We start from the raw sequence: 23,138 nt of genomic DNA, 5'->3' as shown, positions 1-23,138 counted from the left end.
TGTGAAACCAGCCACCGAATTCGGTGAGATGAAAAGCCACTGCGCATAATGGTATTCATGAGTGCGCAGTCTGAAATCTTTGATCCGCTGGGAACCGTGGCCGTGGGGGAGACCCGCACCCCGGCGTGGATCCGGATGCGCATGGTCCTCGGATATGACGGGGCCGCCTACAACGGGTGGGCTCGCCAGCCCAATGTCACCGGCGTGCAGCAGCTTGTTGAAGAAGCGCTTGAGACGCTGATTCGCCGGCGTGTTCGCGTGGTGGTGGCCGGCCGTACCGACGCCGGGGTGCATGCCCGGCGCCAGGTGGTCCACCTGGACCTGACCCAGGAAGAATTCGACGGCCTGCCGCGCCGCTCTCCCTTGGCCCCTGGACCTGCGCTGGTGCGCCGCATCAATGGCATTCTGGGTCGCCAGGATGGTGCCGTGTGGGTGCATGAGGCCGAAGTTGCCCCGGAAGGCTTCGACGCCCGGTTCTCCGCGCTGGCCCGCCGCTATTCCTACCGGATTGCCGATGGTATCGAGCGCTGGGATCCGCTGACCCGCCACCTGACGACCTGGCATCGCGAACCGTTGGATGTCGAAGCGATGAACCGCGAGGCGCAGACCGTGCTGGGACGCCACGACTTCCTGACCTACTGCAAACCCCGCCCCGAAGCGACAACCATCCGCACGCTGCAGGAATTCAGTTTCACCCGTACCGAGGACGGAGTCATCCTCGCCCACCTTAAGGCAGACGCCTTCTGCCACAACATGGTCAGGGCCCTGATCGGCGCTGCCATGATGGTAGGCGATGGGCGGGAGCAACCGGGCTTCTTGGCAAGCCGTCTCGAAGAGATGGTCCGCGATTCAAAAACCAAGCTGGCCCACCCCCGGGCGCTGGTGCTTGAAGAGGTCTACTACCCGAACGCCGACCAGTTGGCTGCGCGGGCGCTGCAGACCCGTGCCAAACGCGAAGACCACGACGTGGATACTCCGGGCGCAGCAGTGAGCCAAAGCCCCGAAAACCGCGTCGATTAAGGGTGTTCTTACTCACCCGCACTGAACATTTTTGGCCGGAAAGGCTTTAATCAGATAAACTCTTATGAGTTGTGTATGTCCACGTTCGACACTACACGCCCAAGCGTGACGGCTTAGTTGCATAGTCGCTGGTCTGCTGGGCGCGCGAACATCTCTGGACGGCCGGTCTATATCAGTCCTCACCTGACGTACTGGTCCAAACACAAGAACAACACGACAGTGCTCGTCACCGGGGGATCTCACCGCCTTCGGCCAAGCGACTGTTTGACCAGAAACGAATCAACGTAAGGCAATTACTGTGCGTACGTACACCCCAAAGCCGGCTGATCAGACTCGTCAGTGGTACGTCATCGACGCCACCGATGTAGTGCTCGGCCGCCTCGCCGTTCAGACCGCAACCCTGCTGCGCGGCAAGCATAAGCCAACCTATGCTCCACACATGGACATGGGCGATCACGTCATCATCATCAACGCCGAAAAGGTTGCTCTGACCGGCAAGAAGCTGCAGAACAAGCGCGCTTACCGCCACTCGGGCTTCCCGGGCGGCCTGAAGAGCATGAACTACGCCGACCTGCTGGAAAAGAACCCAGTGCTGGCTGTTGAGAAGGCCGTTCGCGGCATGATCCCTAAGAACAAGCTGTCTGCTGTTCAGATGTCCAAGCTGAAGGTTTACCGCGGCGCCGAGCACCCACACGCTGCTCAGGCTCCAAAGGCACTGGAAATCACCCAGGTCGCTCAGTAGTCCTGGCCCCGACAACAAACACTTAATAGGAGATTATCGTGGCTCAGAACGCTGAAGAAACCACTGAATTCGAAGGCGAGACCCCTTCGTCTTACACCACCGAGACCGCTGCCTCGACCGTTGTGGCCGAGACCGAGCGTGCTCCGCTGACCGTTCCAGGTGGAGCAGTTGGCCGTCGCAAGCAGGCCATCGCCCGCGTCCGCCTGATTCCAGGCTCCGGCAAGTGGACCGTCAACGGTCGCGAACTGGACGACTTCTTCCCGAACAAGCTGCACCAGCAGGATGTCAACGAGCCTTTCAAGGTTCTGGGTCTGGAAGGCGCATACGACGTTATCGCCCGCATCCACGGCGGCGGCATTTCCGGTCAGGCTGGCGCACTGCGCCTGGGCATCGCCCGTGCACTGAACGAGATCGACCGCGACGCTAACCGCCCAACCCTGAAGAAGGCCGGTTACCTGACCCGCGACGCACGTGTCATCGAGCGCAAGAAGGCTGGTCTGAAGAAGGCCCGCAAGGCTTCGCAGTTCTCGAAGCGCTAAACCTTACTTCGAGGTTTATCCAACGGCTCCACAACCCTTCGGGGATTGTGGGGCCGTTGGCCTTTAAGCAACAGGTGAACAGTGCCTCATTGCGCCAATTCTTCGCAATTGGTGCCTGCCAGGGCACCTTGCAAGACCGGTAAATCGAAGCGCAGGGCTTATGATTGATAACGATGGCAAGGTTATTTGGGACCGATGGGGTCCGAGGAAAAGCAAACGAATTGTTAACCCCCGAGCTGGCGATGGAACTCGCGCAGGCGGCTTCGGTGGTTTTGGGTTTGAGCCAGCCTGAGGACGGGCACAAACCAGTCGCTGTGGTAGCGAAGGACCCGCGTATCAGCGGCGACTTCCTCTCTGCCGCAATCGAAGCGGGTCTGGCCGCCTCCGGCGTCGACGTCAAGGACGCAGGCACGCTTCCCACCCCGGCCGCCGCCTTCCTGGTCGGCGATCTGGACGCAGACTTCGGCGTGATGATCTCCGCATCCCACAACGCCGCTCCGGACAACGGCATCAAGTTCCTGGCCCGTGGCGGCAAGAAGCTCGACGACTCCCTGGAAGACGCTATCGAGGCGTGCCTGAAGATGCCCAAGCCGCGTCCTGTCGGCGGCGAAGTCGGACGCGTCTCGCGCTTCGCCGACGCCGAGGACCGCTACATCGTCCATCTGCTGCAGTCCCTGCCTAACCGCCTGGACGGCCTGAAGGTCGTCCTGGACTGCGCCCACGGCGCAGCGTCCGGTTGCTCGCCGGAGGTTTTTAAGGCTGCTGGCGCCCAGGTTATTGTGATCGGCGCAGAGCCGGACGGCATCAACATCAACGACGGCTACGGCTCCACCCACCTGGAGAAGCTGCAGGCCGCCGTGCTGGAAAACAACGCAGACCTGGGCATCGCACACGACGGCGACGCGGACCGCTGCCTGGCAGTGGACCACGAAGGCACCATTGTCGACGGCGACCAGATCATGGCCATCATGGCCATTGCGCTCAAGGAACGCGGCGAGCTGAAGGACGACACCCTGGTCGCCACAGTGATGAGCAACCTCGGCCTGAAGCTAGCCATGGAGGCCGCAGGCATCACCGTGAAGCAGACCGGCGTGGGCGACCGCTACGTGCTGGAAGGCATGCAGGAAGGCGACTACTCGCTGGGCGGCGAGCAGTCCGGCCACGTGATCTTCAGCAAGTACGCCACCACCGGTGACGGCGTGCTGACCGGCCTGAACATCGCGGCCCGCATCAAGGCCACTGGCAAGTCCCTGAAGGAACTCGCCTCGGTGCTGACCGTGCTGCCGCAGGTGCTCATCAACGTGCGCGGCGTGGACAAGGCCGGAGTGCCGGACTGCGAGCCGCTGCAGCTGGACATCGAAGCCGCCGAAGCCCGCCTGGGCTCCACCGGCCGTGTGCTGCTTCGTCCCTCGGGTACCGAGCCGGTAGTCCGCGTAATGGTCGAGGCCGCCACACATGAGCAGGCGCAGGCCGAAGCTGAGGCACTGGCAGCTTCAGTTTCCGAACACCTGTCACTCGGTTAATACTCGGCTGATTTGGCCAAGCCCCAAGTAAATCTGCAGTAAATTCTCACATCCCCGTAGCGTGTGCCCCAAGGGCACACACTGCGGGGATGTGGCATGCTGAAAAGAGAATTCAATGCCAGGCCCCGCCTGGCTTTGAGCCATGGACGAAAGAAGGGGAGTCGTGACTCTACGCATCAGCGTTATCGGTACCGGTTATCTGGGAGCCACCCACGCGGCCTGCATGGCTGAACTTGGATATGAAGTCATCGGCCTCGACGTCGACGCGTCCAAGCTCACGGCCCTGGCCGCCGGGATCCTCCCCTTCCATGAACCGGGCCTTCCGGAGCTGCTGCGCAAGCATGTGGCCAGCGGCCGGCTGCGCTTCACCGATTCCTACGCTGAGGCCGCGGCCGCTGCGGACATCCACTTCATCACCGTGGGAACACCGCAGCGCGCCGATTCCCAGTCAGCGGACATGAGCTACGTTGACGGGGCGGTGGACAGCCTGCTGGAGCACATCACCGGTCAGGCGCTGATCGTCGGCAAATCCACGGTCCCCGTCGGCACGGCACGCCGCCTGACGGAGCGCATCGCGGCCAATGCATTGCCCGGCAGCGAGATCACCCTGGCATGGAACCCTGAGTTTCTCCGCGAGGGCTTCGCAGTCAAGGACACCTTGACTCCCGACCGTCTGGTCTACGGCCTGAGCGACACGGAACCTCACGGATTCGGACTGCGCAAGATCCGCGAGGTCTATGCCCCGATCCTGGAGCTGGGCACCCCCGAGATCGTGACGGACCTCGAAACCGCCGAACTGGTCAAGGTCGCCGCCAACGCATTCCTCGCCACCAAGATCTCCTTCATCAACGCCTTCGCGGAAGTGACCGAAACCGTGGGCGGGGACATCAAGACCCTGGCCGATGCCATCGGCCACGACAGCCGCATCGGGCGCCGGTTCCTGAATGCCGGCGTGGGCTTCGGCGGCGGCTGCCTGCCCAAGGATATCCGCGCGCTGCAGGCGCGCGTCTCCGAGCTCGGCCTGAGCCACACCATGGGCTTCCTCGCCGAAGTGGACCAGATCAACCTGCGCCGCCGCGACCGCGTGGTGTCTCTGGCATCCAGCATGCTGGGCAACGAGCTGGCGGGCAAGCACATCTGCGTGCTGGGCGTGACCTTCAAGCCGGACAGCGACGACGTGCGCGATTCACCGGCCTTGGACATCGCCGTGCGCCTGTACAACGCCGGCGCCGACGTCTCGGTCTACGACCCGCAGGGCAACAAGAACGCCGCCGGACGCTTTCCGCGCCTGCACTACGTGGACTCCTGGCAGGAAGCCGCCAAGGACACCGATATCGTGCTGCTGCTCACCGAATGGCAGGAGTTCCGGGATCTGGATCCAACGGAACTGGGAGAGGTGGTGTCCACCCGAGCGCTGATCGATGGACGTAATGTGCTGGACCGCCAGGCCTGGCGCGCAGCGGGCTGGACCATCACCGGTCCGGGGGAGTATTTCCAGGTGGTGAACTTGGCGCCCGGTACCGCGCAACTACCGCTCCAGGTCTCCCACCCGGCGTAGCCTTTCCGAATTCGGCCGTCCCATAGGGGCGGCCGTTTTCGTGTCCGGATTGCCAGATAGATTGCCCGATTTCTCGGCACGTCCGGCAGCTGGGGCAGACCGACCCTTCGGTGAGCGTGGAAAGGCGGCGCAACTGCCGGACTGGACATGGACGCCAAGACCCAGCTACGTCCAGGAGGCCTGGGAACGCCAGGACGGCTCTTCAGAAAACTATTCGAGGACTCGCGAGATCTCCGGGAAAACCCTGGATCGGCTTCGCGGGCACGGGGTGAATCTCGGTGCCAGCTGTGAAATTCACTCAACCCACGGTGCGGTTCGCTTCCAAAGGGTTACGGTGCGGTTGATAACCATCACTCGTCGCTAGCCCCCTGGAAGGCCTCAATGTACGAACGTTTCGAAACGCGGCCCTCGATGGATCCATTGCGGATCGCGGTGCTTGCCCACCTGCACCATCCGATAAGGCCTCCGTTCGCGGGCGGGATGGAAGCGCATACTTCCCATGTGGTGGCCGACCTGTGCGCTCGGGGCCACGAGGTGACGCTATTCGCCAAGGCAGGCAGTGCGCACTTCGGACGCAATTCACGCGGCCGCGTGCAGGCGGTGCTTCCGGCGGATTACCAGGTGCGGGGCTATCCGGACGAGGACCATCGGGACGAACAGCACCGGCGGCTCGACGGGGCCATGTCCTCGGCGATTTCAGCTGTCCGTGCTGGAGCCTTTGATGTGGTGATCAATAATTCCCTGAGCCCCATTCCCCATGAGCAGCTTGACGGGATCCCCACGTTGCATCTGCTCCATACTCCTCCCTTGCCGCGCATCACTGCGGTGTTGGCCACCCGCCCCGAGCGGCCCCACGGCCATCGCTATGCCACTGTGTCGCACAGTAACGCACGCGCCTGGAGAGCATGGATCCCTGATCTGGCCGTAATCCCGAACGGCATTGACCTGCGCAGATGGGAGCCGGGCAGGAAGGACCGCATAGTCCCCGGCACCGCGGCATGGACTGGTCGCATCACGCCTGAGAAAGGTACCCATCTGGCCATCGCTGCTGCCCGGGCCAATGGCCTGCGGCTGCGCCTTGCCGGACCCATCCAGGACCCCGAGTACTACGAATCGCTCATCCGCCCGTCCTTGGATGACAAGGTCCGCTACATGGGACACCTCGGCCAGGACCAACTGAGGGAGGTCATCGCCTCCGCTCAGGTCTTCATCTCGTCACCGCTGTGGGAGGAGCCCTTCGGCCTGACAACACTGGAGGCCATGGCCTGCGGCACCCCGGTAGCGGCGACTCCGAACGGTGCGATGGCCGAGCTGATCGGAGCGTCCGGTGGGGTCGTGGCGTGCTCGGCGGATGAGGCAGGACTCGCGAACGCTATCCGCGAGGCAGTGGGCTTGCGCCGCACCGACGTGCTGCAGCGTGCCGCCCAGTTCTCCCGGGACCAGATGATCCGTTCCTACGAGGAAGCCCTCTACGACCTCCACGCGGCCCAGAGCCTGGGACGGGTGCAATGAACCGCAAACCAAGAATTTCCTACTATGCGCACCACATGGGATCCGGACATTTGCGCCATGCCCAGCGACTGGCCGCCACCGGGCTCGCGGAGCTGCAAGTGGCCAGCACCGGGACTGCATCCCGAAAGCTCTTCGCGGACAACGTGCAGTACGTGCCGCTGGAAGCGGACGAGGGATCAAGCCAGCTGCACTTTGCCCCAACCAGCGGCCATTTGCACTATGCCCCGACCGGAAAGCCAATCGTGGAACGCTTCGCCGCGCTGAACGCGGGATGGAAAGCCTTTGGACCCGATCTGGTGATGGTGGACGTATCGGTCGAAGTGGCGCTCTTCGCCCGGCTGAGCGGGTATCGCGTGGCGCTGCGCAGGATGCCCGGGGTCCGTACGGACCGCCCGCATTGCATGGCCTACGATCTCGCAGATGCCCTCTTTGCGTATTATCCGCAGCACCTCGAGGAGCCCTTGCACCGTGATTCCTACGCGCAGAAGAGCTTCTATCTGGGTACTCCTGCGCCGCATGCTGCTCGACCCGTCGCAACCCGGGCTTCGGTCCGAGCTCCCGCCCAAGACTGCGAGGGCACACGGCGTGTAGTCGTCCAGACCTCGCTGGCCGCCTCGGTGGACTCCTCAAGGCTCGTGAAGGCCGCGGTCCGCAGCCCGAGCTGGAGTTGGGAGGTCATCGGATCCGTCCACGGGGCGACTGACAGATTGCCGGAGAACCTGCGGCTGCACGGCACGGTCGAGCATCCGGAGCAATGGCTGGATGCCGCAGACGTGGTCATTTCCTCATCGGGCCACAATGCCGTCGCCGCGGCGGCCGCCAGCAAGCGGCCCACCATGCTGATCCCCGAAGAACGGCCTCATGCGGAGCAGGCAGTTTTTGCCCGCATGCTGCATGAAGCCGGGGGATGCGCCATGCTGGAGTCCTGGGACGAACCGGTGGACTGGGAGGGGACACTGGCCAAGGTCGCAGGCAGGGACGGATCAGCCCTGGCTCGGACGCTGCTTGTCAGCCAGGACGAGTTCACCGCAGGGTTGCGGCGCATGTTCTCCAGTCTGTGCGAGTCATGACCTGGCTAGTAGGCATCCATGCTGTGCGCGGCGCGGATCTCTTCAGCACTCGGGTGGCGCAGAATCGTCAGGTCTTCGCCCTGGGGATCCCAAGCGACCAGGCCGCGCTCTTCGAAAGCCCGGAGCCAACCGGACATCGGCCAGCCATGCCAGGTAGCTCGGAAAGTGCGTGCATTCTGGATGATGTCGGCGAAATGGTTCAGCGGGGGCTTGACCACCCCATGATGCTGGTGGAATACGGTACCCGGCGTGAATACCACCGGCAAGCCCAAAGCACTGGCTTTGAAGCCGAAATCCGTGTCCTCCGCACCGTAGCCGGCATAACCGGTCGAGAAACCGTCCAGGCGAATGAAGTCCTCGGCGCGGATCCCGAATCCCAGCGACCAGAACATTTCATGGCGCTCGCAGGGCGTATCCATGGGCAGTTCGGCCCGCAAATGGTGCGGTGTGGAACGCCGGGTCAGCTCCTCGGCGTCCGGGGTAGGCCCGGGGCCCAGGGGCTGGGCGAGGTATCGCGGCTCGGCCATGGCGAGCACTGGTTGCCGGCGGAGCCAGTTAAGCAGGATTCCGAAGGTGCCAGGGGCAGGAATGCAGTCCACGTCCAGAAACACAAGGTATCGGCTGTGCGCGTGCTTGGCGGCATGGTTCCGGGCTCGCGCCAATGGCAGTCCCTGTTCTCCAGGATACGAGGTCACGTGCACGGAGGTCACCGGCACTGCGGATTCAACGGGTTCCGGGTCGGGCTCGTCCATGTAGGCGACGATGATTTCCGCCGGCTGAAGGGCGCTGCGATTCACCCCGTCAAGCAGGCGTTGCAGGTGCCCGTGCCGTTGGTGGGCAATTACCAGAACCGAGAAATCCAGAGCCATCTTCCAACCTTTCCATGCTGGCGGGGCAGCGCGCTCACGTGATGCTTCCGCCTTCCAACGTAGCCGTCCCACCACGATCCCCGCAGGAGAAACCGTGAGTTCACAGAAGATCCCCACGCCGATCCGCGTGGCCTCCGTGCCCTACAGCCAGGTCTACATCCGCCATCTCCAGCTGCCCGACGCGGAGGGGGCTGGCTTGGTGCGGCGCTTGCAGGATCCGGAACCCGCTGGGGGACCGCGAAGCCAGCAATCCGCCTGGTGGCCGCCGCGCATGCTCGAACCGGATTGGATCCGGAAGAACAGCGGCAGCTTCGATCTGATGCACGTGCATTTCGGTTTCGATGCCCTGGATCCGCAAACGCTCCGGCAGACGGTAGCCGAGCTTCGCGCCGCCGGCAAGCCTCTGGTGTACACCGTGCATGACCTGATCAACCCCCACCAGCCGGATCCCAACGCGCATGAGGCGCTGCTGGAGGTGCTGATCCCGGCGGCCGATGCACTGATCACCTTGACCCAAGGCGCGGCGGACGAGATCTCGCAACGCTGGGGGCGCAGCTGCTACGTCTTGCCGCATCCGCACGTGATCGACTTCTCGACCATGGACCGGCTTCGGGAGCAGCGGGCGCAGTCACGCGGCGATAGCCAGCGGGGCCGCAGGATCGGGGTGCACCTAAAGGAGATGCGTCCCAACTTGTCGGAGCAGGTGATCGAGCCGTTAGCACAGATCGTGGAGGACCTGCCCGGCTGCAAGCTGCAGGTCAACATCCACCGGCAAGTGGTGGACCCGCAGAACAAGGAATACCTCCCAGCGCTCGCCGAGTTCCTCGCGGCAGGTCATGACGCTGGGCGCTGGGATCTCGTGGCGCACGAGTACTTTAGCGAAACTGAATTGTTCGACTATTTCGGCAGTCTCGACGTGAATGTCCTGCCGTACCGCTACGGCACGCACTCCGGATGGCTTGAAGCCGCACTGGACGCGGGCACGGCAGTCGTCGCCCCGGACTGCGGCTACTACTCGGATCAGGACGCCTCCGTGGCCAGCTACCGCTGGGACGGCGAGCAAGCAGACGCGGACTCATTGCGCCACGCGCTCCAACGCCAGCTTTCCCTGCCGTACGTCCCGGGGATGGACGCACAAGGACGCCGTGAGCAACGCGAGGCCCTGGCCGAAGCCCACCTGCGGCTCTACCGATCCCTGATGGGTTCCCGCGGGGTCGGTCAGCCTACGGAACCGGAGGCACGCCAAGGGCAAACCGCGTCCGGACGGTAGCAGGACATCGGGAAGCTAGAACCCGAAACGCTTCATGACTCCGGGCAGCAGCTCGATGAGGCGCGACGCGTTGACGGTTCCACAGGCAGCCGCGGCCCGGCCGGCCTCTCCGTGGATGACGGCAGCGCACGCGGCCAGTTCCATCATGCGGCGGTTGGAGACGGTCTGCACGCCGTTCACGCCGGTCAGCGAGCTGTCCGAGAGCAAGTAGCCCAGGATGCCGGTCAGCACGTCGCCGCTGCCAGCTGTGGCGAGCTGCGGGGCGGTATGGCTGACCACCAAGCTGCTGCCGTCCGGAGCCACAATGTAGTTGGTCGGCCCCTTGAGCAGGACAACTGCGTTGTAGGCCAGCGCCGCCCAGCGAGTCCAGCGGATTGGAGCCGCCGCGATCTCCTCGATGGTGACGGTCACGCCGGCCCGGCGCAGCAGCATCCGCAGTTCCTTGGCGTGCGGAGTCAGCACACGTGGCTGTTCGCTGGGGCCAGCGGGCACGAGCTCCAGACCCGAAGCGTCGATGACGGCTGGCTGGCGGCTGGCGAAGACCTCGGCGATCGCGCCGGTCGGGGGAGTGCGGCTGTCCAGGCCGGGACCGATGGCCCAAGCCGAGATCTTGGCACCGCGCCCGTGCACGTACCGGCGGGCCGAGGAGAGCGCTTCGCGGATCTGGTCATCGTCCAGCGGAACGGTTTCGGGAACTGCCACGGCCAGCAGGGCCGCGACGTCTTCGGGCACATGGGTGCGCAGCAGACCGATGCCGCAATTCACCGCTGCCCGGGCGGTCAGCTGCGCGGCTCCCGGATACAGCGACGAGCCTGCGATCAGGCCGAGCACGCCCCGCTGGTACTTGTGGCGCCCGGCATCACGCCAAGAGCGGTGGGCGTCAAGCAGCTCCAAGGCCGCTTGCTTGTCGACGAGGTTCGTCTGGGGCGCTTGGCCGGTGAAATCGAAATCCAGCGGAACCACGGTAATGTCCCCTGTGGCCAGCGGCCCGTCGCCGGTCAGCAGGCCCGACTTCATCGCACCGAAAGTGACGGTCCGTTCGGCCAGCAGCACCTTGTCATCCGCGACGCCGGTTTCAGGGTCCAGGCCGGAAGGCAGATCGCAGGCCAGCACACGTGAATTCCGTGGAATCAGAGGCAGTTCCGCCCCGGAACGGTAGCCAAGTCCGTACAGCGCGTCGATGATCAGGGTTGCCTTGCTGAGAGTCTCGGTGCCCTTGGAAAGCGGCTGGAACCGTCCGCCAGCCGATTCGTAGACGGACAATGCTTCGGAATGCACCGACGAGGCGCACTGCAGCGCGGCAGTTGCATAACCTTGGTCTTCCAGCTGGGACAGGGCATAGAGTCCGTCTCCGCCGTTGTTGCCCGGGCCAATCAGGCCGACCACCAGGGTGCCAGGAGCGACCGGCTGCTCGCCGAGCATGTCTACGGCTTCGGCCGCCAGCGCGCTCGCTGCCTGTTTCATCAAGGCGGTGTCAGACCGACGTGAAATCTCCTGCGCTTCTACCGAACGAACCTGGGCAAGACTGTAGACGGGGATCATAAGTCAAACAATACTCATCCTTTACCTGCAACGCTGGTTTTATTCGCCTTCGTGTCGTAAAGCGGGTTATGCGCGTTCGGCGACAACCATGGCAATGGCCATGTCTCCGTCGTGGGACATGGTCAGATGCCATGAGGTGATGCCCCGTTGCCTGCTGGCTTCCGCCACGGTGCCGGTGACGTGGATCTGCGGATCGCCGGCTTCGTCCTTAAGGATGCTGCAGTCCTGCCAGTTCATTCCCGCTGGAGCCCCGAGGGCCTTGGCGACGGCTTCTTTGGCTGCGAAGCGTGCGGCCAGGGAGCGCAGCGGGAGCCCTCGCTCAACCTCGGTGAACAGCCGGTCGTGCAGTCGTGGTGTCTTTTCCAGCTGCCGCCCGAAGCGCGGCACGTCGACAATGTCTACGCCAATTCCAGCAATCATGCCTTCCAGTTTATCCAGTCCGTCGGCGAGGCAATAAAACTGCGGGCGCCCTCCCATCATGAGGACACCCGCAGTTAATGGCATGGAAACCGGTGGATTACTCCACGGTCACCGACTTGGCCAGGTTGCGTGGCTGGTCGACGTCGAAGCCCTTGGCGGTAGCCAGCTCGCAGGCGAAGATCTGCAGCGGCACGGTGGCCAGCAGCGGCATCAGCAGGGTCGGGGTCTCCGGAACATAGAACACGAACTCGGAGAAGTCCTTGACCGCGTCGTCGCCGTCTTCCGCGATGACCAGGGTCTTGGCGCCTCGGGCGCGGACTTCCTGGATGTTGGAAACAACCTTGGAGTGCAGCGAGTCGCGGCCGCGTGGGGACGGAACCACCACGAAGACCGGCTGGCCGTCGTCGATCAGGGCGATCGGGCCGTGCTTCAGCTCGCCGGCGGCGAAGCCCTCGGCGTGGATGTACGCGATCTCCTTGAGCTTCAGCGCGCCTTCCATGGCGACCGGGTAGCCGACGTGGCGGCCCAAGAACAGCACGGAGGACGCATCGGCCATGGAGCGGGCTAGTTCCTTGATCTCGCCGCTGCGGTCCAGGATGTCCTGGATCTTGGCCGGGATCTTGCCCAGGTCTGCCAGGATGTCCTTGATCTGGCCGGAGAACAGGTTGCCGCGCAGCTGCGCCAGGTACAGGCCCAGCAGGTAGGTGGCGGTGATCTGAGCCAGGAACGCCTTGGTGGAAGCCACCGCGATCTCGGGACCTGCGTGGGTGTACAGCACCGCATCGGATTCACGCGGGATGGTGGATCCGTTGGTGTTGCAGATGGACATGGTCTTGGCGCCCTGCTCCTTGGCGTAGCGCACCGCCATCAGGGTGTCCATGGTTTCGCCCGACTGGGAGATCGAAACGATCAGGGTCTTCTTGTCCACGATTGGCTCGCGGTAGCGGAACTCGTGGGAGAGCTCCACCTCCACCGGGATACGGCACCAGGACTCGATGGCGTACTTGGCGACCTGGCCGGCGTAGGCGCTGGTACCGCAGGCAAGCACCACGATCTTGTTGATCTTGGTCAGGTCTTCGGCGTCGATGCGCAGCTCGTCCAGGGTCAGGCGGCCCTCGGCGTCGGAGCGGCCCAGCAGGGTGTCTGCCACGGCGGCAGGCTGGTCGAAGATTTCCTTCTCCATGAAGGATGGGAAGCCGCCCTTCTCTGCGCTGGCTGCGTCCCAGTCGACGGTGAATTCCTTGCCTTCGGCAGGATTGCCGTCGAAGTCGGTGATGGAGTGGCTCTCCGGGGTGATGGTCACGATCTGGTCCTGGCCCAGTTCCACCGCACGACGGGTGAAGTCGATGAAGCCGGAAACGTCGGATCCCAGGAAGTTCTCGCCGTCGCCCAGGCCCAGCACCAGCGGGGAGTTGCGGCGTGCCGCCACGACAACACCCGGGTGGTCCTGGTGGACTGCCAGCAGGGTGAAGGCGCCTTCGAGGCGCTGTACTGCAAGCTGCATGGCCTTGGTCAAATCGCCGTCGGCACCGTTGGAGTACATCTTGCCCAGCAGGGCTGCTGCAACTTCGGTATCGGTCTCGGAAAGGAACTCGACGCCGTCGGCGAGGAGCTCGGCCTTGATGCCGGCGAAGTTCTCAATGATGCCGTTGTGGATCATTGCCAGCTTGCCGCCGTCGGCGAGGTGTGGGTGGGCGTTTCCGTCGCTTGGACCGCCGTGGGTGGCCCAACGGGTGTGGCCGATGCCGGTCACAGACTCCGGTAGTGGTGCCTGGGCAATTTCGTTCTCCAGGTTGACCAGCTTGCCGGCTTTCTTCCTGGAATGAATAGCGCCGTCAGCCACGACTGCCACACCGGCCGAGTCGTAACCTCGGTATTCCAATCGGCGCAAGCCTTCAATCAGAACGTCAAGGGCGCCGTGGTCGGCGTTCGCGCTTGAGGTTCCTGCATATCCTACAATTCCGCACATGGAAAAAAGACTACCGGCTCACGGCCAAACGATGGAACTAATCGTGGCAGAGCACTCAAAAAACACTGTGCGATAGGTCACCTGCGCGCGTTGTTTTGGCCAAGCAAGACTGAGTGTTAAATCGGAGTTATTTGGGTTGTGGCACTACTTGTTGGCAGAATTTGTCCTCGTGGAACCACACGACACACTCGAATCAACAGTTACGCCTTTCGTAGACCTCGAACGCGAAACTTGGGCGCGGCTTTCCAACCAGATGGAACAGCCGCTGAACCAGGACGACATCGAGCGCCTGCGCGGCCTGGGCGACACCCTGGACCTGCAGGAAGTGCGTGACGTATACCTTCCACTCAGTCGCCTGCTTTCCTTATATGTAGAAGGGGCTGGTGCAACCCATCGGGCCACCACGACCTTCTTGGGGGAACAAACCCGCCAGACCCCGTTCGTGATCGGAGTGGCCGGTTCCGTGGCGGTAGGAAAGTCGACCACCGCGCGCGTGCTGCGCGAGATGCTGCGCCGCTGGCCCGAGACCCCTGACGTCCAGTTGATCACCACCGACGGTTTCCTGTATTCCAATGCGGAGCTTGAGCGCCGCGGCATCATGCAGCGCAAGGGCTTCCCGGAATCCTACGACCGCCGCGCACTGCTGCGTTTCGTCTCCGCGGTGAAATCCGGGGTCCCGGAAGTCAGCGCACCGGTGTACTCGCATCTGACCTATGACATCATTCCCGGCCAGCGCCAGTACGTGCGCTCGCCGCAGGTGTTGATTGTGGAAGGCCTGAACGTGCTCCAGCCGGCACGGACCCGTTCCGATGGAACTGTGGGTTTGGCGCTGAGCGACTTCTTCGACTTCAGTGTCTACGTGGATGCCAAGACCCAGTACATCGAGGAATGGTACATCCGCCGCTTCATGAAGCTGCGCTCGGGCGCCTTCTCGGATCCGGCATCCTACTTCCACCGGTACGCGAAGCTGACCGATGAAGAAGCGCGCGCCACCGCCCATGACATCTGGTCCCGGATCAATGCTCCGAACCTCAAGGAAAACGTGCTGCCCACCCGGGGCCGAGCCCAGCTGGTGCTGCGCAAGGCGGCCGACCATTCGGTACGCCGAATGCTGTTGCGAAAGATCTAATGAACCCTAAACAGTACGTGTGATTTTGTCGAACAGGTCGAATTCGGGTGTCCGAAATCCTGTTGTACTGGGAAATTGCTGTGTATGCTCGAACCATGCTTAAGGGTTTCCGCGATTTTATTATGAAAGGCAACGTTGTCGATCTCGCCGTTGCCGTGGTGATCGGTGCCGCATTCGGCGCCGTAGTGACCGCGCTGGTCGACAACGTGCTGATGCCGTTGATCGCAGCTCTGGTCGGCTCCCCGAACTTCGACGCCTTCCTGCTCTTCACCATTAATGGTGTCGAAATCAAGCTCGGTGTATTCATTACCGCCTTGGTCAACTTCCTGCTGATCGCCGCCGCAGTCTACTTCGCGCTGGTCATGCCAATGAACAAGGCCACCGAGATGCTCAACCGCCGCCGCGGCATCACCGAGGAAGAGGAAGAAGCCGAGCCGGATCCGCAGCTGGCCCTGCTGGAACAGATCCGCGACGAGATCAAGTCTCTGCGCTAACAACCCCAGCTTTATCATCATCACTCGCTTTCAGGGGCGGGCCGCCAGACCTCCGGGTCAACCGGCCCGCCCCACGAATTTAACGCCACAGGCTGCTGTGGCGGAGCGCGCAGGGGAGGTGACGGCATGAAATGCCGAAAAGTGGGAAGATGGAAGGGTGAACTCTGAAGCACTTGAGCAAAGCAACAATTCTGCCGGACTGGCGACTCCTGCTTTCTCCCCGTGGGAACGCCGGGCAGTCATTGACCTCTCCGCAATCCGCAACAACGTCAAGCAGGTAGTCGACCTCGTCGCCCCGGCCGCGGTCATGGCCGTAGTCAAGGCGGACGGTTATGGGCATGGCGCACTGCAGGTGGCTACCGCGGCGCTGGAAGCCGGCGCCGGCTGGGTTGGCTGCGCTCACGTCACCGAAGCTTTAGCACTGCGGAAAGCCGGGATTGAAGCACCGATGCTCGCTTGGCTCCACACCCACGACACACCCTTCGACGACGCCATCGCGGCCGGCATCGACCTCGGAGTCTCAGGCTGGGATCTGGACGCCATCGCCGCGGCCGCCCAACGACTTCAGGCCCCCGCACGCATCCACCTGAAGGTGGACACCGGGCTCGGCCGCAACGGCTCGACCATGGCAGACCTCCCGGGCCTGCTGCAGCGTGCCAGCGAATACCAGGAAGCCGGACTGCTGCGCGTGGTCGGCATCTTCTCCCACCTGGCCGTGGCCGATGAACCAGAGCGCCCAGAAACCGACATGCAGTTGGCCGTCTTCGACGAAGCCATCGCGCTGGTGGAAGCCGCAGGCTTCGACCTGGAAGTGCGCCACATCGCCAACACCCCGGGCATCCTCTCCCGCCCGGACTCGCACCACGAGCTGGTGCGACTCGGCCTGGGCCTCTACGGCCTGAGTCCGTTCGAGAATGAAACTCCTGACACTTTCGGCCTACGCCCTGCCATGAAGCTGGTGACCCGCGTGGCCAACGTCAAGAAGGTCCCCCTCAACCAAGGCGTCTCCTACGGGCTGAGCTACCACACCACCGCGGAAACCTATCTGGGCCTGATCCCGCTCGGCTACGCCGATGGCCTGCCGCGCATCGCTACCGGAGCGCCGGTGACCATCAACGGCAAGAGCTACCCGGTGCGCGGCCGCATCGCCATGGACCAGTGCGTCATCGACCTGGGCCCGGACGTGGACCCGGCGGACTTCCTGGGCGTCGAGGCAGTGATCTTCGGCGAGGGCGGCCAGAGCGTCAACACCTGGGCCTACGCCGCGAACACCATCAACTATGAGGTGGTCACCCGCATCTCGCCGCGCGTGCCGCGCTACTACATCCAGGGCAGCTGGGGCGAAGCCGGTGAGTGAGACGACCAAGGAATTCACCGTACAGTTGAACAACCTCGACGCCACCGAGGCGCTGGGCACGGCACTGGGCACCCAGTTGCAGGCAGGGGACCTGGTCATCCTCACCGGCGCACTGGGCGCGGGAAAAACCACCCTGACCCAATCGCTGGGGGTGGGCTTGAAAGTCCGCGAGGGGATCATCTCCCCGACCTTCGTGCTTGCCCGCCAGCATCCCTCACTGGTCGAAGGCCCCGGGCTGATCCACGTAGACGCCTACCGGCTCAAGGACCAGAATGACGTGGACACCCTTGACCTGGAATCCACGCTGCCCGAATCGGTCACCGTGGTCGAGTGGGGACTGGGTAAGGTCGAGCACCTGACCGACTCCCGACTGGAACTGCAGCTGGACCGCGAAACGCTCGCCGCAACTGAAGAGCAGACCGTGAATCCGTGGGAAGAAGAAGCGGACCTGGACGAACCACGTCTGTTCACCCTCAAGGCCATCGGCCCGCGCTGGGGCGAACCAGCTTTCGAACATCTGAAGAGCACGCTGCTAAACGCCGTGCACACCGGAGAACTACATGCCTAACTACCTGTCCATCGACACCTCCGCCCACGCCTCGGTCGCACTGATCGATGCCGACACCGGAGCCGTCATCGCCACCCGCACCTCGCCCAAGGGCAACGACCAGACCGAAACCCTGGCCGGCTACGTCCGCGACCTGATGGCCGGCCACGACCAGCAGGGCCCCGAATTGGCAGGCATCATCGTGGGCGTCGGACCGGGCCCGTTCACCGGCCTGCGCGTAGGGCTGGTCGCCGCGCGCACCTTCGGCTTCGTCTGGCAGGTCCCGGTGCACGGTGTCATGTCGCTGCATGCGCTCGCCGAACGGGTGCTGGAACTGGACGAGGTGCCCGACGAGTTCATCGTCGCCTCGGACGCCCGCCGCAAGGAAGTGTACTGGGCCAGGTACAACGGCCAGGGCGCCTTGACGGATGGCCCGCACGTGGCCGCGGCAGCCACCCTGCCCGCACTGCCGGTGTACGGCGTGGGCGCTGGAATCTACGATGACGCCCTGCGAGAAGCCGGCGCCGCCCCGCAGCCCGAGTCCTTCGAATGGATCGCCGAGTCCGCGTACCTGGCTAAGCATGGGCTCAAGGAACTGGCAGCCGGGAAGGACCTTTCCAACACCGCGCCGCAGTACCTGCGCGAATCCGATGCCCAGGTGCCGGCATTCATGAAGCAGGCCGAGGCCAAGGAAGCCACGGCATGAGCGTGAACTTGCGCTCCATGACCAGCGCCGACATCCCCGCGGTGCACCAGCTGGAAACCCGGCTGTTTCCCGAGGATGCCTGGCCGGTCGCCGCCTTCGAATCCGAGCTGGCTCAGCACGAAACCCGCAACTACTGGGTTTACGAAGACCAAGGCCGGATCATCGGCTACGCGGGATTGTGCACCGTGCTGCCCATCAGCGATGTGCAGACCATCGGCATTGATCCGGCGTACCAGGGACAGGGACTGGGCAGGAAGCTCATGAACCTGTTGATCGACACAGCTCGGGAGTCCAAGGCGCTGGATGTCATGCTGGAAGTCCGCTTCGACAACCCCACCGCCATTGCACTGTATGAATCCCTGGGATTCACCACCATCCACCGGCGAGAGCGCTACTACAAGGGCGGCGTGGACGCACTGATCATGAGACTGCAGCTGGATGCACTGCAGGAAGAACGTACGCAGAAAAACGAGGAACCCACCGCATGAGCACGAAAGAACCGGTAGTACTGGGAATCGAATCCTCCTGCGATGAAACCGGCGTCGGCATTGTGCGCGGCACCCAGCTGCTGGCCAACGCCGTCTCCAGCTCCATGGACGAGCACGTGCGCTTCGGCGGCGTGATCCCGGAGATCGCCGCCCGCGCCCATCTGGAAGCCTTCGTACCTACCCTGCAACAGGCGCTGGACACCGCGGAGCTGACGCTGGATGACATCGACGCCATTGCAGTCACCAGCGGTCCCGGGCTCGCCGGAGCTCTCATGGTCGGCGTCTCTGCCGCCAAGGCGTTGGCGCTGGCCACGGGCAAGCCGCTGTATGGCATCAACCACTTGGTCGCCCACGTAGGTGTCGGCGTGCTGGAAGGCACCGTGTTGCCCCCTACCTTTGGCGCACTGCTGGTCTCCGGAGGCCATACCGAGATCCTGAAAGTCACCTCGCTGACCAACGACGTGCACCTGCTGGGCTCGACTATCGACGACGCAGCCGGTGAAGCCTATGACAAGGTCGCCCGACTGCTGGGCCTCGGCTATCCAGGTGGTCCGGCCATCGACAAGGCCGCCAAGGACGGCGACCGCAAGGCATTCCGATTCCCCCGCGGCCTCTCGCTGCCGAAGTTCGTCGGCAGCGCCGAGAATCCAGGCAAGCACCGCAACAACTTCTCGTTCTCCGGACTCAAGACCGCGGTAGCACGTTGTGTGGAGCACTTTGAAGCCGCAGGGGAGCCGATCCCGGTCGCTGACATCGCCGCTTCTTTCCAAGAAGCTGTGGTGGACGTGATCACCGCCAAGGCAGTGCGTGCCATGATGGAAAACAACCTCACTACGGTGCTGCTGGGCGGGGGAGTGGCTGCAAATACGCGACTGCGTGAACTGCTGGCGGCCCGGTGCGCATCCGCTGGCATAGCGTTGGTTGTACCGCCATTTAGCCTATGCACGGACAACGGTGGAATGGTTGCTGGTCTTGGTGCGCAATTAGTTGCTGACGGTGTTGAACCTTCAGGACTGGACTTTGCTACTGATTCATCGCAACCGGTGACGCAGATCGTGCTGTCCCGCTAAGCAGTAACACATCAGGATTGCTAGGGTCCGGCTTTTCAGAAAGCCAGATCCGAACCGTTGAAGGTGCCATGCTCTGAACGAGCATGGCACCTTCATATCTTGAGTATTGCCTCATTGTTTGCCTGCTGAAACTTATTTGTGCGTATATCAGCGCAGCAGTAGTTGGGAGTACAGCTCCCTAGCTGAAGCGGTCAGTTGGCTTGTGTCACCATTCGGCTAACGTTATTCCTGACGATTTCGCGGAAATCGCCTCCCGAAGCAGCGAACACCTCGCGCTGCAGCTGGTACTCTGCACCCCGCTCGATTAATCGGATGATGCCTTGTAGCTCGTCCGCGCAGCCCAGCTGTTCGGATATTGGCGTCAATCTCTTTACCTCGCTACGTAGGTGGTCAGTAACCAGCATTTCATCGCCTTGGGCGTTGAGAATGATGATTGCATCTAGACCGTAGCGTGCTGCGCGCCATTTGTTCTCGACGCGATACCAGTCAGGCATAACGGGGATCTTGTTGCCTGCTTCGAGACTCAGCGACATGTCGTGCACCAGGCATTGGGTCAACGCCGTGATGGCGCTGATGTCTTCCAGCGAGCTCATGCCGTCGCAGATGCGCATTTCTACGGTACCGAGACGTGCCACCGGACGAACGTCCCAGCGGATCTCCGAAATGTCGTCAATGACGCCCGTGTAGAGCATGTCGGCAACGTAAGCTTCATACTCGGACCAGGTATTGAAATGGAACGGGATGCCGGCGGTGGGCAGCTGCTGGAACATCAGCGCTCGCTGCGATGCGTAGCCTGTATCCTCGCCGCCCCAATATGGGCTCGACGCGCTGAGCGCTTGGAAGTGCGGCTGGTAGTTGATCAGGCCATCGGTGATAGGAAGAGCCTTTTCGCGGTCGTTCAAACCTACATGGACGTGCACCCCGTAGATCACCATCTGGCGTCCCCACCACTGGGTGCGGTCGATCAGGTTTGCGTAACGATCCTTATCGGTTACCGGCTGCGAAGTGGGCGCAGCGAAGGGGTGGGATCCAGCGCAGTACAGATCCACACCCATCGGGGTCGTGACTTCGCTGAGGGTACGGACGTTCTCTCGCAGTTCCGCCGCGGCTTCGGCAACGGTGTGGTGAACGCCGGTGACGACCTCCACGGTGTTCATCAGAAGCTCGGGCTTGATGGTCGGGTGCTCTTCCTCGTGGGAGATCCCGGCATCATCCTTGAGCTTGCACAGGACCCTCTCGGCGACAGAGCATAGATCGGCAGTTTCATGGTCAACGAGTGCAATTTCCCATTCGACACCGATGGTGGACTGGGCTGAGTCTGCAAATTTGATCTTCTGCACGGGACTCCTTCATTGCAAGGTCGATCCAGACGGGGCCTGAACCGGCATGTATATAAACCGGTGTACCCCACAGCCATTGGAGGATAACCGTAACCATTGTATTTGGTGCGTGGGGTTTGTCAGTCCATTGCACCAATGTCTGCAGGTTACGCGTAACAAACACGTGCTCAGTGGGGCTGAACCTCGAACGCTACGCGCTTGTCGCCAATACGTGCCAGCATCAGCGTCGCTTTGTTCTTGGCGCTCTTGGGCGATCCGGCAAGCAGAATCCGTCGCAGCTCTTCAGGAGTCACGTCCACCCCGCGTTTTTTGATATCCAGGGTGCCGATGCCATTGGTCTTGACCCAGCTGCGCAGCTTCTTCACGTTGTAGTCGTGGACTGCCACGATTTTGTATCCGCGCGCGAATGGAGTGGAGATCTGCTGCGCATGGGTGAAGTAGGCGATGTGCTCGTCTAGCAGGTGCCCGCCGGTGGACTCCAGCAACGTGGAAATCAGGTGCGAGCGAATCACGGCGCCATCGGGTTCATAGACGTGCTCCTGGAGCTCACCCACTGGTGCTGGAACGTCAGCCTGCGCTGTTACCGGACTGGTCAGTTCGTGCGCGCCGTCTTTGTCGATCACCAGTGCGGCTCGGGCAATGCCTTCGCGTCTGAGCCGGCCGAACCAAAGGCACGCTTCGATGACGGAGCCGTGGTCGGAGATCCAAACTGCTTCGGCGGTATCCGGAATGGCGTCATGAGGCAGGCCCGGGCCGAGCTTGACCCCGACGTCCTTGCCTTCGTCGACGAGCTTCTCGACAAAGGACAGGGGAGGGGAGAAAGCTTCGGGGTCGAAGAGTCGACGAGTGTTCCCTGCCTGATCGGTGCGGCGGGCCGGGTCCAGCCAGACGCCGTCGATTCCGGTGAGGTCGGTTTCCTCGGCGCTGCCGTGGACAACCTTGGCGTTCTCGAATGGCATCAGGTTAAGCGTGGTGGCAGCCGCGGTCGTTTCATCTTTTTCCACCGCGGTGACTTGCAGGCCCGCGCTTGCCAAGGCAATTGCATCGGTGCCGATTCCGCAACCGAGGTCGGCTACGTGGGTGCAGCCTGCCGAAGTGAAGCGGCGCGCGTGAAGTCCAGCGATAGTCAGCCGTGTAGCCTGTTCCAGTCCAGCCGGAGTGAAGACCAAGGAATCAGCGAAGGGACCGAATTTCACTCGCGCCCGGTAGCGAAGTTCCGCCTGGGCAATTACCGCGCGGATTACCTGGGCGTCATGCCCGTCCTTGCGCAGCTTCTCATTCAGCGTCCAGGCAGCGTCTTTGGTGGCCACCATGGACGGGTCGATAGTCGAGAGAAGACTCCAGCCGTCAGCGGACAGGAGTGCGGCAAATTGTTCGTTCAGTGTTGAGTCATTTGAAGCCTGCGCCATGCTTCAAGAGTATCTGGGATTTGTTGTCTTCATGGTTGCGGGCTTGGGCCAGGCTGTGCGAGTTGCTGGGCGTAGCGGGGACGATTTGTCCGTTATGGAGCAGGGACTACTCGCCTGACATCGCGCACATGCTGTCATCCGGCACGGCTTCACCTACCGGAAATACCTGCGCTCTGAGCCCTGCTGTGACCGTCTCGCTCCCCGTCCGCCCAAGATCGTCGTACTCCAACTCCACTGATTCGATTACCCCTGATTTGAGGGGGCTCACGAGCGACACAACGAGCTGAACTGATGCATGTTCGCCAGCTGCCGCTTCATGATTGGTCGAAATCTGCGCATCGGGATCTGACAGCAGCGAGACGCCGCGGAATCCTTCCTCGCCGTCCGGAATGACGCCGAAACTCTCTATTCGGACGTTGTCGGATTTCTTGGGAGTCACCTCACGTATGAGAACAGGGTGGGAACCGTCCGCATGGATGTGCACCTGAGCGATGGCGATTTGGCCTTGCCCGTCCGAAGGGGTGCAAGCCATCGACGATGCATCGGTTTGGGTCGACAAATGGG

At 62.8% G+C, this 23,138-nt stretch carries 22 protein-coding genes; 15 read left to right on the top strand and 7 right to left on the bottom strand.

What is annotated here, in order from left to right; genetic code table 11:
• Nucleotides 1-57: 57 nt before the first annotated feature.
• From truA to ACTX90_RS12155, 7 genes are all read left to right on the top strand, one after another.
• Nucleotides 58-1,020 (top strand): tRNA pseudouridine(38-40) synthase TruA, encoded by a 963-nt coding sequence (gene truA, locus ACTX90_RS12185; protein WP_443442167.1) that lies wholly within the window; start codon nucleotides 58-60, stop codon nucleotides 1,018-1,020.
• 298 nt (nucleotides 1,021-1,318) lie between these two features.
• The gene (gene rplM, locus ACTX90_RS12180) at nucleotides 1,319-1,762 is read left to right on the top strand and encodes a 50S ribosomal protein L13 (RefSeq protein ID WP_047119653.1); all 444 of its coding nucleotides are present in this window, start codon (nucleotides 1,319-1,321) and stop codon (nucleotides 1,760-1,762) included.
• Between the two features lie 38 nt (nucleotides 1,763-1,800).
• The gene (gene rpsI, locus ACTX90_RS12175; protein WP_047119652.1) at nucleotides 1,801-2,301 is read left to right on the top strand and encodes a 30S ribosomal protein S9; all 501 of its coding nucleotides are present in this window, start codon (nucleotides 1,801-1,803) and stop codon (nucleotides 2,299-2,301) included.
• 173 nt (nucleotides 2,302-2,474) lie between these two features.
• On the top strand, nucleotides 2,475-3,824 hold the full coding sequence (gene glmM / locus ACTX90_RS12170) for a phosphoglucosamine mutase (RefSeq protein ID WP_053798524.1): 1,350 nt from the start codon (nucleotides 2,475-2,477) through the stop codon (nucleotides 3,822-3,824).
• 142 nt (nucleotides 3,825-3,966) lie between these two features.
• Nucleotides 3,967-5,382 carry a UDP-glucose dehydrogenase family protein gene (locus ACTX90_RS12165; RefSeq protein WP_424573099.1) on the top strand — a complete coding sequence of 472 codons (1,416 nt, stop codon included), beginning with the start codon at nucleotides 3,967-3,969 and terminating at the stop codon, nucleotides 5,380-5,382.
• A 480-nt stretch (nucleotides 5,383-5,862) separates the two neighbouring features.
• Nucleotides 5,863-6,894, top strand: coding sequence for a glycosyltransferase (locus tag ACTX90_RS12160; protein WP_443442166.1), 1,032 nt, complete (start codon nucleotides 5,863-5,865; stop codon nucleotides 6,892-6,894).
• Nucleotides 6,891-7,964 (top strand): glycosyltransferase, encoded by a 1,074-nt coding sequence (locus ACTX90_RS12155; protein ID WP_443442165.1) that lies wholly within the window; start codon nucleotides 6,891-6,893, stop codon nucleotides 7,962-7,964. Before ACTX90_RS12160 ends, ACTX90_RS12155 begins: the two co-directional genes overlap by 4 nt.
• 5 nt (nucleotides 7,965-7,969) lie before the next feature.
• Here ACTX90_RS12155 and ACTX90_RS12150 read toward each other — a convergent pair whose 3' ends face one another.
• Nucleotides 7,970-8,833, bottom strand: coding sequence for a glycosyltransferase family 2 protein (locus ACTX90_RS12150; RefSeq protein WP_443442164.1), 864 nt, complete (start codon nucleotides 8,831-8,833; stop codon nucleotides 7,970-7,972).
• Between the two features lie 94 nt (nucleotides 8,834-8,927).
• On the opposite strand from ACTX90_RS12150, the gene ACTX90_RS12145 reads away from it, so the two are divergent.
• A complete protein-coding gene (locus tag ACTX90_RS12145; RefSeq protein ID WP_443442163.1) occupies nucleotides 8,928-10,103 on the top strand; it encodes a glycosyltransferase in 1,176 nt (391 codons plus the stop codon).
• Nucleotides 10,104-10,118: 15 nt separating this feature from the next.
• Here the strand turns inward: ACTX90_RS12145 and ACTX90_RS12140 are convergent, their stop codons facing one another.
• From ACTX90_RS12140 to glmS, 3 genes are all read right to left on the bottom strand, one after another.
• Nucleotides 10,119-11,567: an NAD(P)H-hydrate dehydratase gene (locus ACTX90_RS12140; protein ID WP_443442162.1), complete on the bottom strand. Its 1,449-nt coding sequence runs from the start codon at nucleotides 11,565-11,567 to the stop codon at nucleotides 10,119-10,121.
• 144 nt (nucleotides 11,568-11,711) lie between these two features.
• The gene (locus ACTX90_RS12135; protein ID WP_047119645.1) at nucleotides 11,712-12,065 is read right to left on the bottom strand and encodes a holo-ACP synthase; all 354 of its coding nucleotides are present in this window, start codon (nucleotides 12,063-12,065) and stop codon (nucleotides 11,712-11,714) included.
• A 97-nt stretch (nucleotides 12,066-12,162) separates the two neighbouring features.
• Nucleotides 12,163-14,034, bottom strand: a complete 1,872-nt coding sequence (gene glmS, locus ACTX90_RS12130; RefSeq protein WP_047119644.1) for a glutamine--fructose-6-phosphate transaminase (isomerizing) — start codon at nucleotides 14,032-14,034, stop codon at nucleotides 12,163-12,165.
• 253 nt (nucleotides 14,035-14,287) lie between these two features.
• On the opposite strand from glmS, the gene coaA reads away from it, so the two are divergent.
• The 7 genes from coaA to tsaD all read left to right on the top strand — a co-directional run bounded on the left by coaA (nucleotide 14,288) and on the right by tsaD (nucleotide 19,825).
• A complete protein-coding gene (gene coaA / locus ACTX90_RS12125) occupies nucleotides 14,288-15,163 on the top strand; it encodes a type I pantothenate kinase (protein WP_443444018.1) in 876 nt (291 codons plus the stop codon).
• 95 nt (nucleotides 15,164-15,258) lie between these two features.
• Complete coding sequence (mscL, locus tag ACTX90_RS12120; protein ID WP_047119643.1) at nucleotides 15,259-15,657, top strand: large conductance mechanosensitive channel protein MscL; 399 nt, start codon at nucleotides 15,259-15,261, stop codon at nucleotides 15,655-15,657.
• A 199-nt stretch (nucleotides 15,658-15,856) separates the two neighbouring features.
• Nucleotides 15,857-17,014, top strand: coding sequence for an alanine racemase (gene alr / locus ACTX90_RS12115; RefSeq protein ID WP_443444017.1), 1,158 nt, complete (start codon nucleotides 15,857-15,859; stop codon nucleotides 17,012-17,014).
• Complete coding sequence (gene tsaE, locus ACTX90_RS12110) at nucleotides 17,007-17,582, top strand: tRNA (adenosine(37)-N6)-threonylcarbamoyltransferase complex ATPase subunit type 1 TsaE (protein ID WP_053798516.1); 576 nt, start codon at nucleotides 17,007-17,009, stop codon at nucleotides 17,580-17,582. The genes alr and tsaE overlap by 8 nt, the downstream gene beginning before the upstream one ends.
• Nucleotides 17,575-18,267 (top strand): tRNA (adenosine(37)-N6)-threonylcarbamoyltransferase complex dimerization subunit type 1 TsaB, encoded by a 693-nt coding sequence (tsaB, locus tag ACTX90_RS12105; protein WP_443442161.1) that lies wholly within the window; start codon nucleotides 17,575-17,577, stop codon nucleotides 18,265-18,267. The genes tsaE and tsaB overlap by 8 nt, the downstream gene beginning before the upstream one ends.
• The gene (rimI, locus tag ACTX90_RS12100; RefSeq protein WP_443442160.1) at nucleotides 18,264-18,755 is read left to right on the top strand and encodes a ribosomal protein S18-alanine N-acetyltransferase; all 492 of its coding nucleotides are present in this window, start codon (nucleotides 18,264-18,266) and stop codon (nucleotides 18,753-18,755) included. The genes tsaB and rimI overlap by 4 nt, the downstream gene beginning before the upstream one ends.
• On the top strand, nucleotides 18,752-19,825 hold the full coding sequence (gene tsaD, locus ACTX90_RS12095) for a tRNA (adenosine(37)-N6)-threonylcarbamoyltransferase complex transferase subunit TsaD (RefSeq protein WP_443442159.1): 1,074 nt from the start codon (nucleotides 18,752-18,754) through the stop codon (nucleotides 19,823-19,825). Before rimI ends, tsaD begins: the two co-directional genes overlap by 4 nt.
• Before the next feature lie 191 nt (nucleotides 19,826-20,016).
• Here the strand turns inward: tsaD and ACTX90_RS12090 are convergent, their stop codons facing one another.
• The 3 genes from ACTX90_RS12090 to ACTX90_RS12080 all read right to left on the bottom strand — a co-directional run bounded on the left by ACTX90_RS12090 (nucleotide 20,017) and on the right by ACTX90_RS12080 (nucleotide 23,133).
• On the bottom strand, nucleotides 20,017-21,165 hold the full coding sequence (locus ACTX90_RS12090) for a glutamate--cysteine ligase (protein WP_443442158.1): 1,149 nt from the start codon (nucleotides 21,163-21,165) through the stop codon (nucleotides 20,017-20,019).
• A 167-nt stretch (nucleotides 21,166-21,332) separates the two neighbouring features.
• On the bottom strand, nucleotides 21,333-22,574 hold the full coding sequence (locus ACTX90_RS12085; protein ID WP_443442157.1) for a THUMP-like domain-containing protein: 1,242 nt from the start codon (nucleotides 22,572-22,574) through the stop codon (nucleotides 21,333-21,335).
• A 106-nt stretch (nucleotides 22,575-22,680) separates the two neighbouring features.
• Complete coding sequence (locus ACTX90_RS12080; RefSeq protein ID WP_443442156.1) at nucleotides 22,681-23,133, bottom strand: hypothetical protein; 453 nt, start codon at nucleotides 23,131-23,133, stop codon at nucleotides 22,681-22,683.
• Nucleotides 23,134-23,138 lie beyond the last annotated feature (5 nt).

The organism is Glutamicibacter soli (assembly GCF_052322135.1).
Lineage (GTDB): Bacteria > Actinomycetota > Actinomycetes > Actinomycetales > Micrococcaceae > Glutamicibacter > Glutamicibacter soli.
Note: the sequence above shows the minus strand (reverse complement) of the source record. Positions and strands in the feature narration are given on the sequence as shown.

Bases quoted from the DNA above. Each gene is read 5' to 3' on its own strand.
- truA (WP_443442167.1), top strand. From the start codon at position 58: ATGAGTGCGCAGTCTGAAATCTTTGATCCGCTGGGAACCGTGGCCGTG.
- glmM (WP_053798524.1), top strand. From the start codon at position 2,475: ATGGCAAGGTTATTTGGGACCGATGGGGTCCGAGGAAAAGCAAACGAA.
- ACTX90_RS12165 (WP_424573099.1), top strand. From the start codon at position 3,967: ATGGACGAAAGAAGGGGAGTCGTGACTCTACGCATCAGCGTTATCGGT.
- ACTX90_RS12160 (WP_443442166.1), top strand. From the start codon at position 5,863: ATGGAAGCGCATACTTCCCATGTGGTGGCCGACCTGTGCGCTCGGGGC.
- ACTX90_RS12155 (WP_443442165.1), top strand. From the start codon at position 6,891: ATGAACCGCAAACCAAGAATTTCCTACTATGCGCACCACATGGGATCC.
- ACTX90_RS12150 (WP_443442164.1), bottom strand. From the start codon at position 8,833: ATGGCTCTGGATTTCTCGGTTCTGGTAATTGCCCACCAACGGCACGGG.
- ACTX90_RS12140 (WP_443442162.1), bottom strand. From the start codon at position 11,567: ATGAAACAGGCAGCGAGCGCGCTGGCGGCCGAAGCCGTAGACATGCTC.
- ACTX90_RS12135 (WP_047119645.1), bottom strand. From the start codon at position 12,065: ATGATTGCTGGAATTGGCGTAGACATTGTCGACGTGCCGCGCTTCGGG.
- glmS (WP_047119644.1), bottom strand. From the start codon at position 14,034: ATGTGCGGAATTGTAGGATATGCAGGAACCTCAAGCGCGAACGCCGAC.
- coaA (WP_443444018.1), top strand. From the start codon at position 14,288: ATGGAACAGCCGCTGAACCAGGACGACATCGAGCGCCTGCGCGGCCTG.
- mscL (WP_047119643.1), top strand. From the start codon at position 15,259: ATGCTTAAGGGTTTCCGCGATTTTATTATGAAAGGCAACGTTGTCGAT.
- tsaB (WP_443442161.1), top strand. From the start codon at position 17,575: ATGCCTAACTACCTGTCCATCGACACCTCCGCCCACGCCTCGGTCGCA.
- rimI (WP_443442160.1), top strand. From the start codon at position 18,264: ATGAGCGTGAACTTGCGCTCCATGACCAGCGCCGACATCCCCGCGGTG.
- tsaD (WP_443442159.1), top strand. From the start codon at position 18,752: ATGAGCACGAAAGAACCGGTAGTACTGGGAATCGAATCCTCCTGCGAT.
- ACTX90_RS12085 (WP_443442157.1), bottom strand. From the start codon at position 22,574: ATGGCGCAGGCTTCAAATGACTCAACACTGAACGAACAATTTGCCGCA.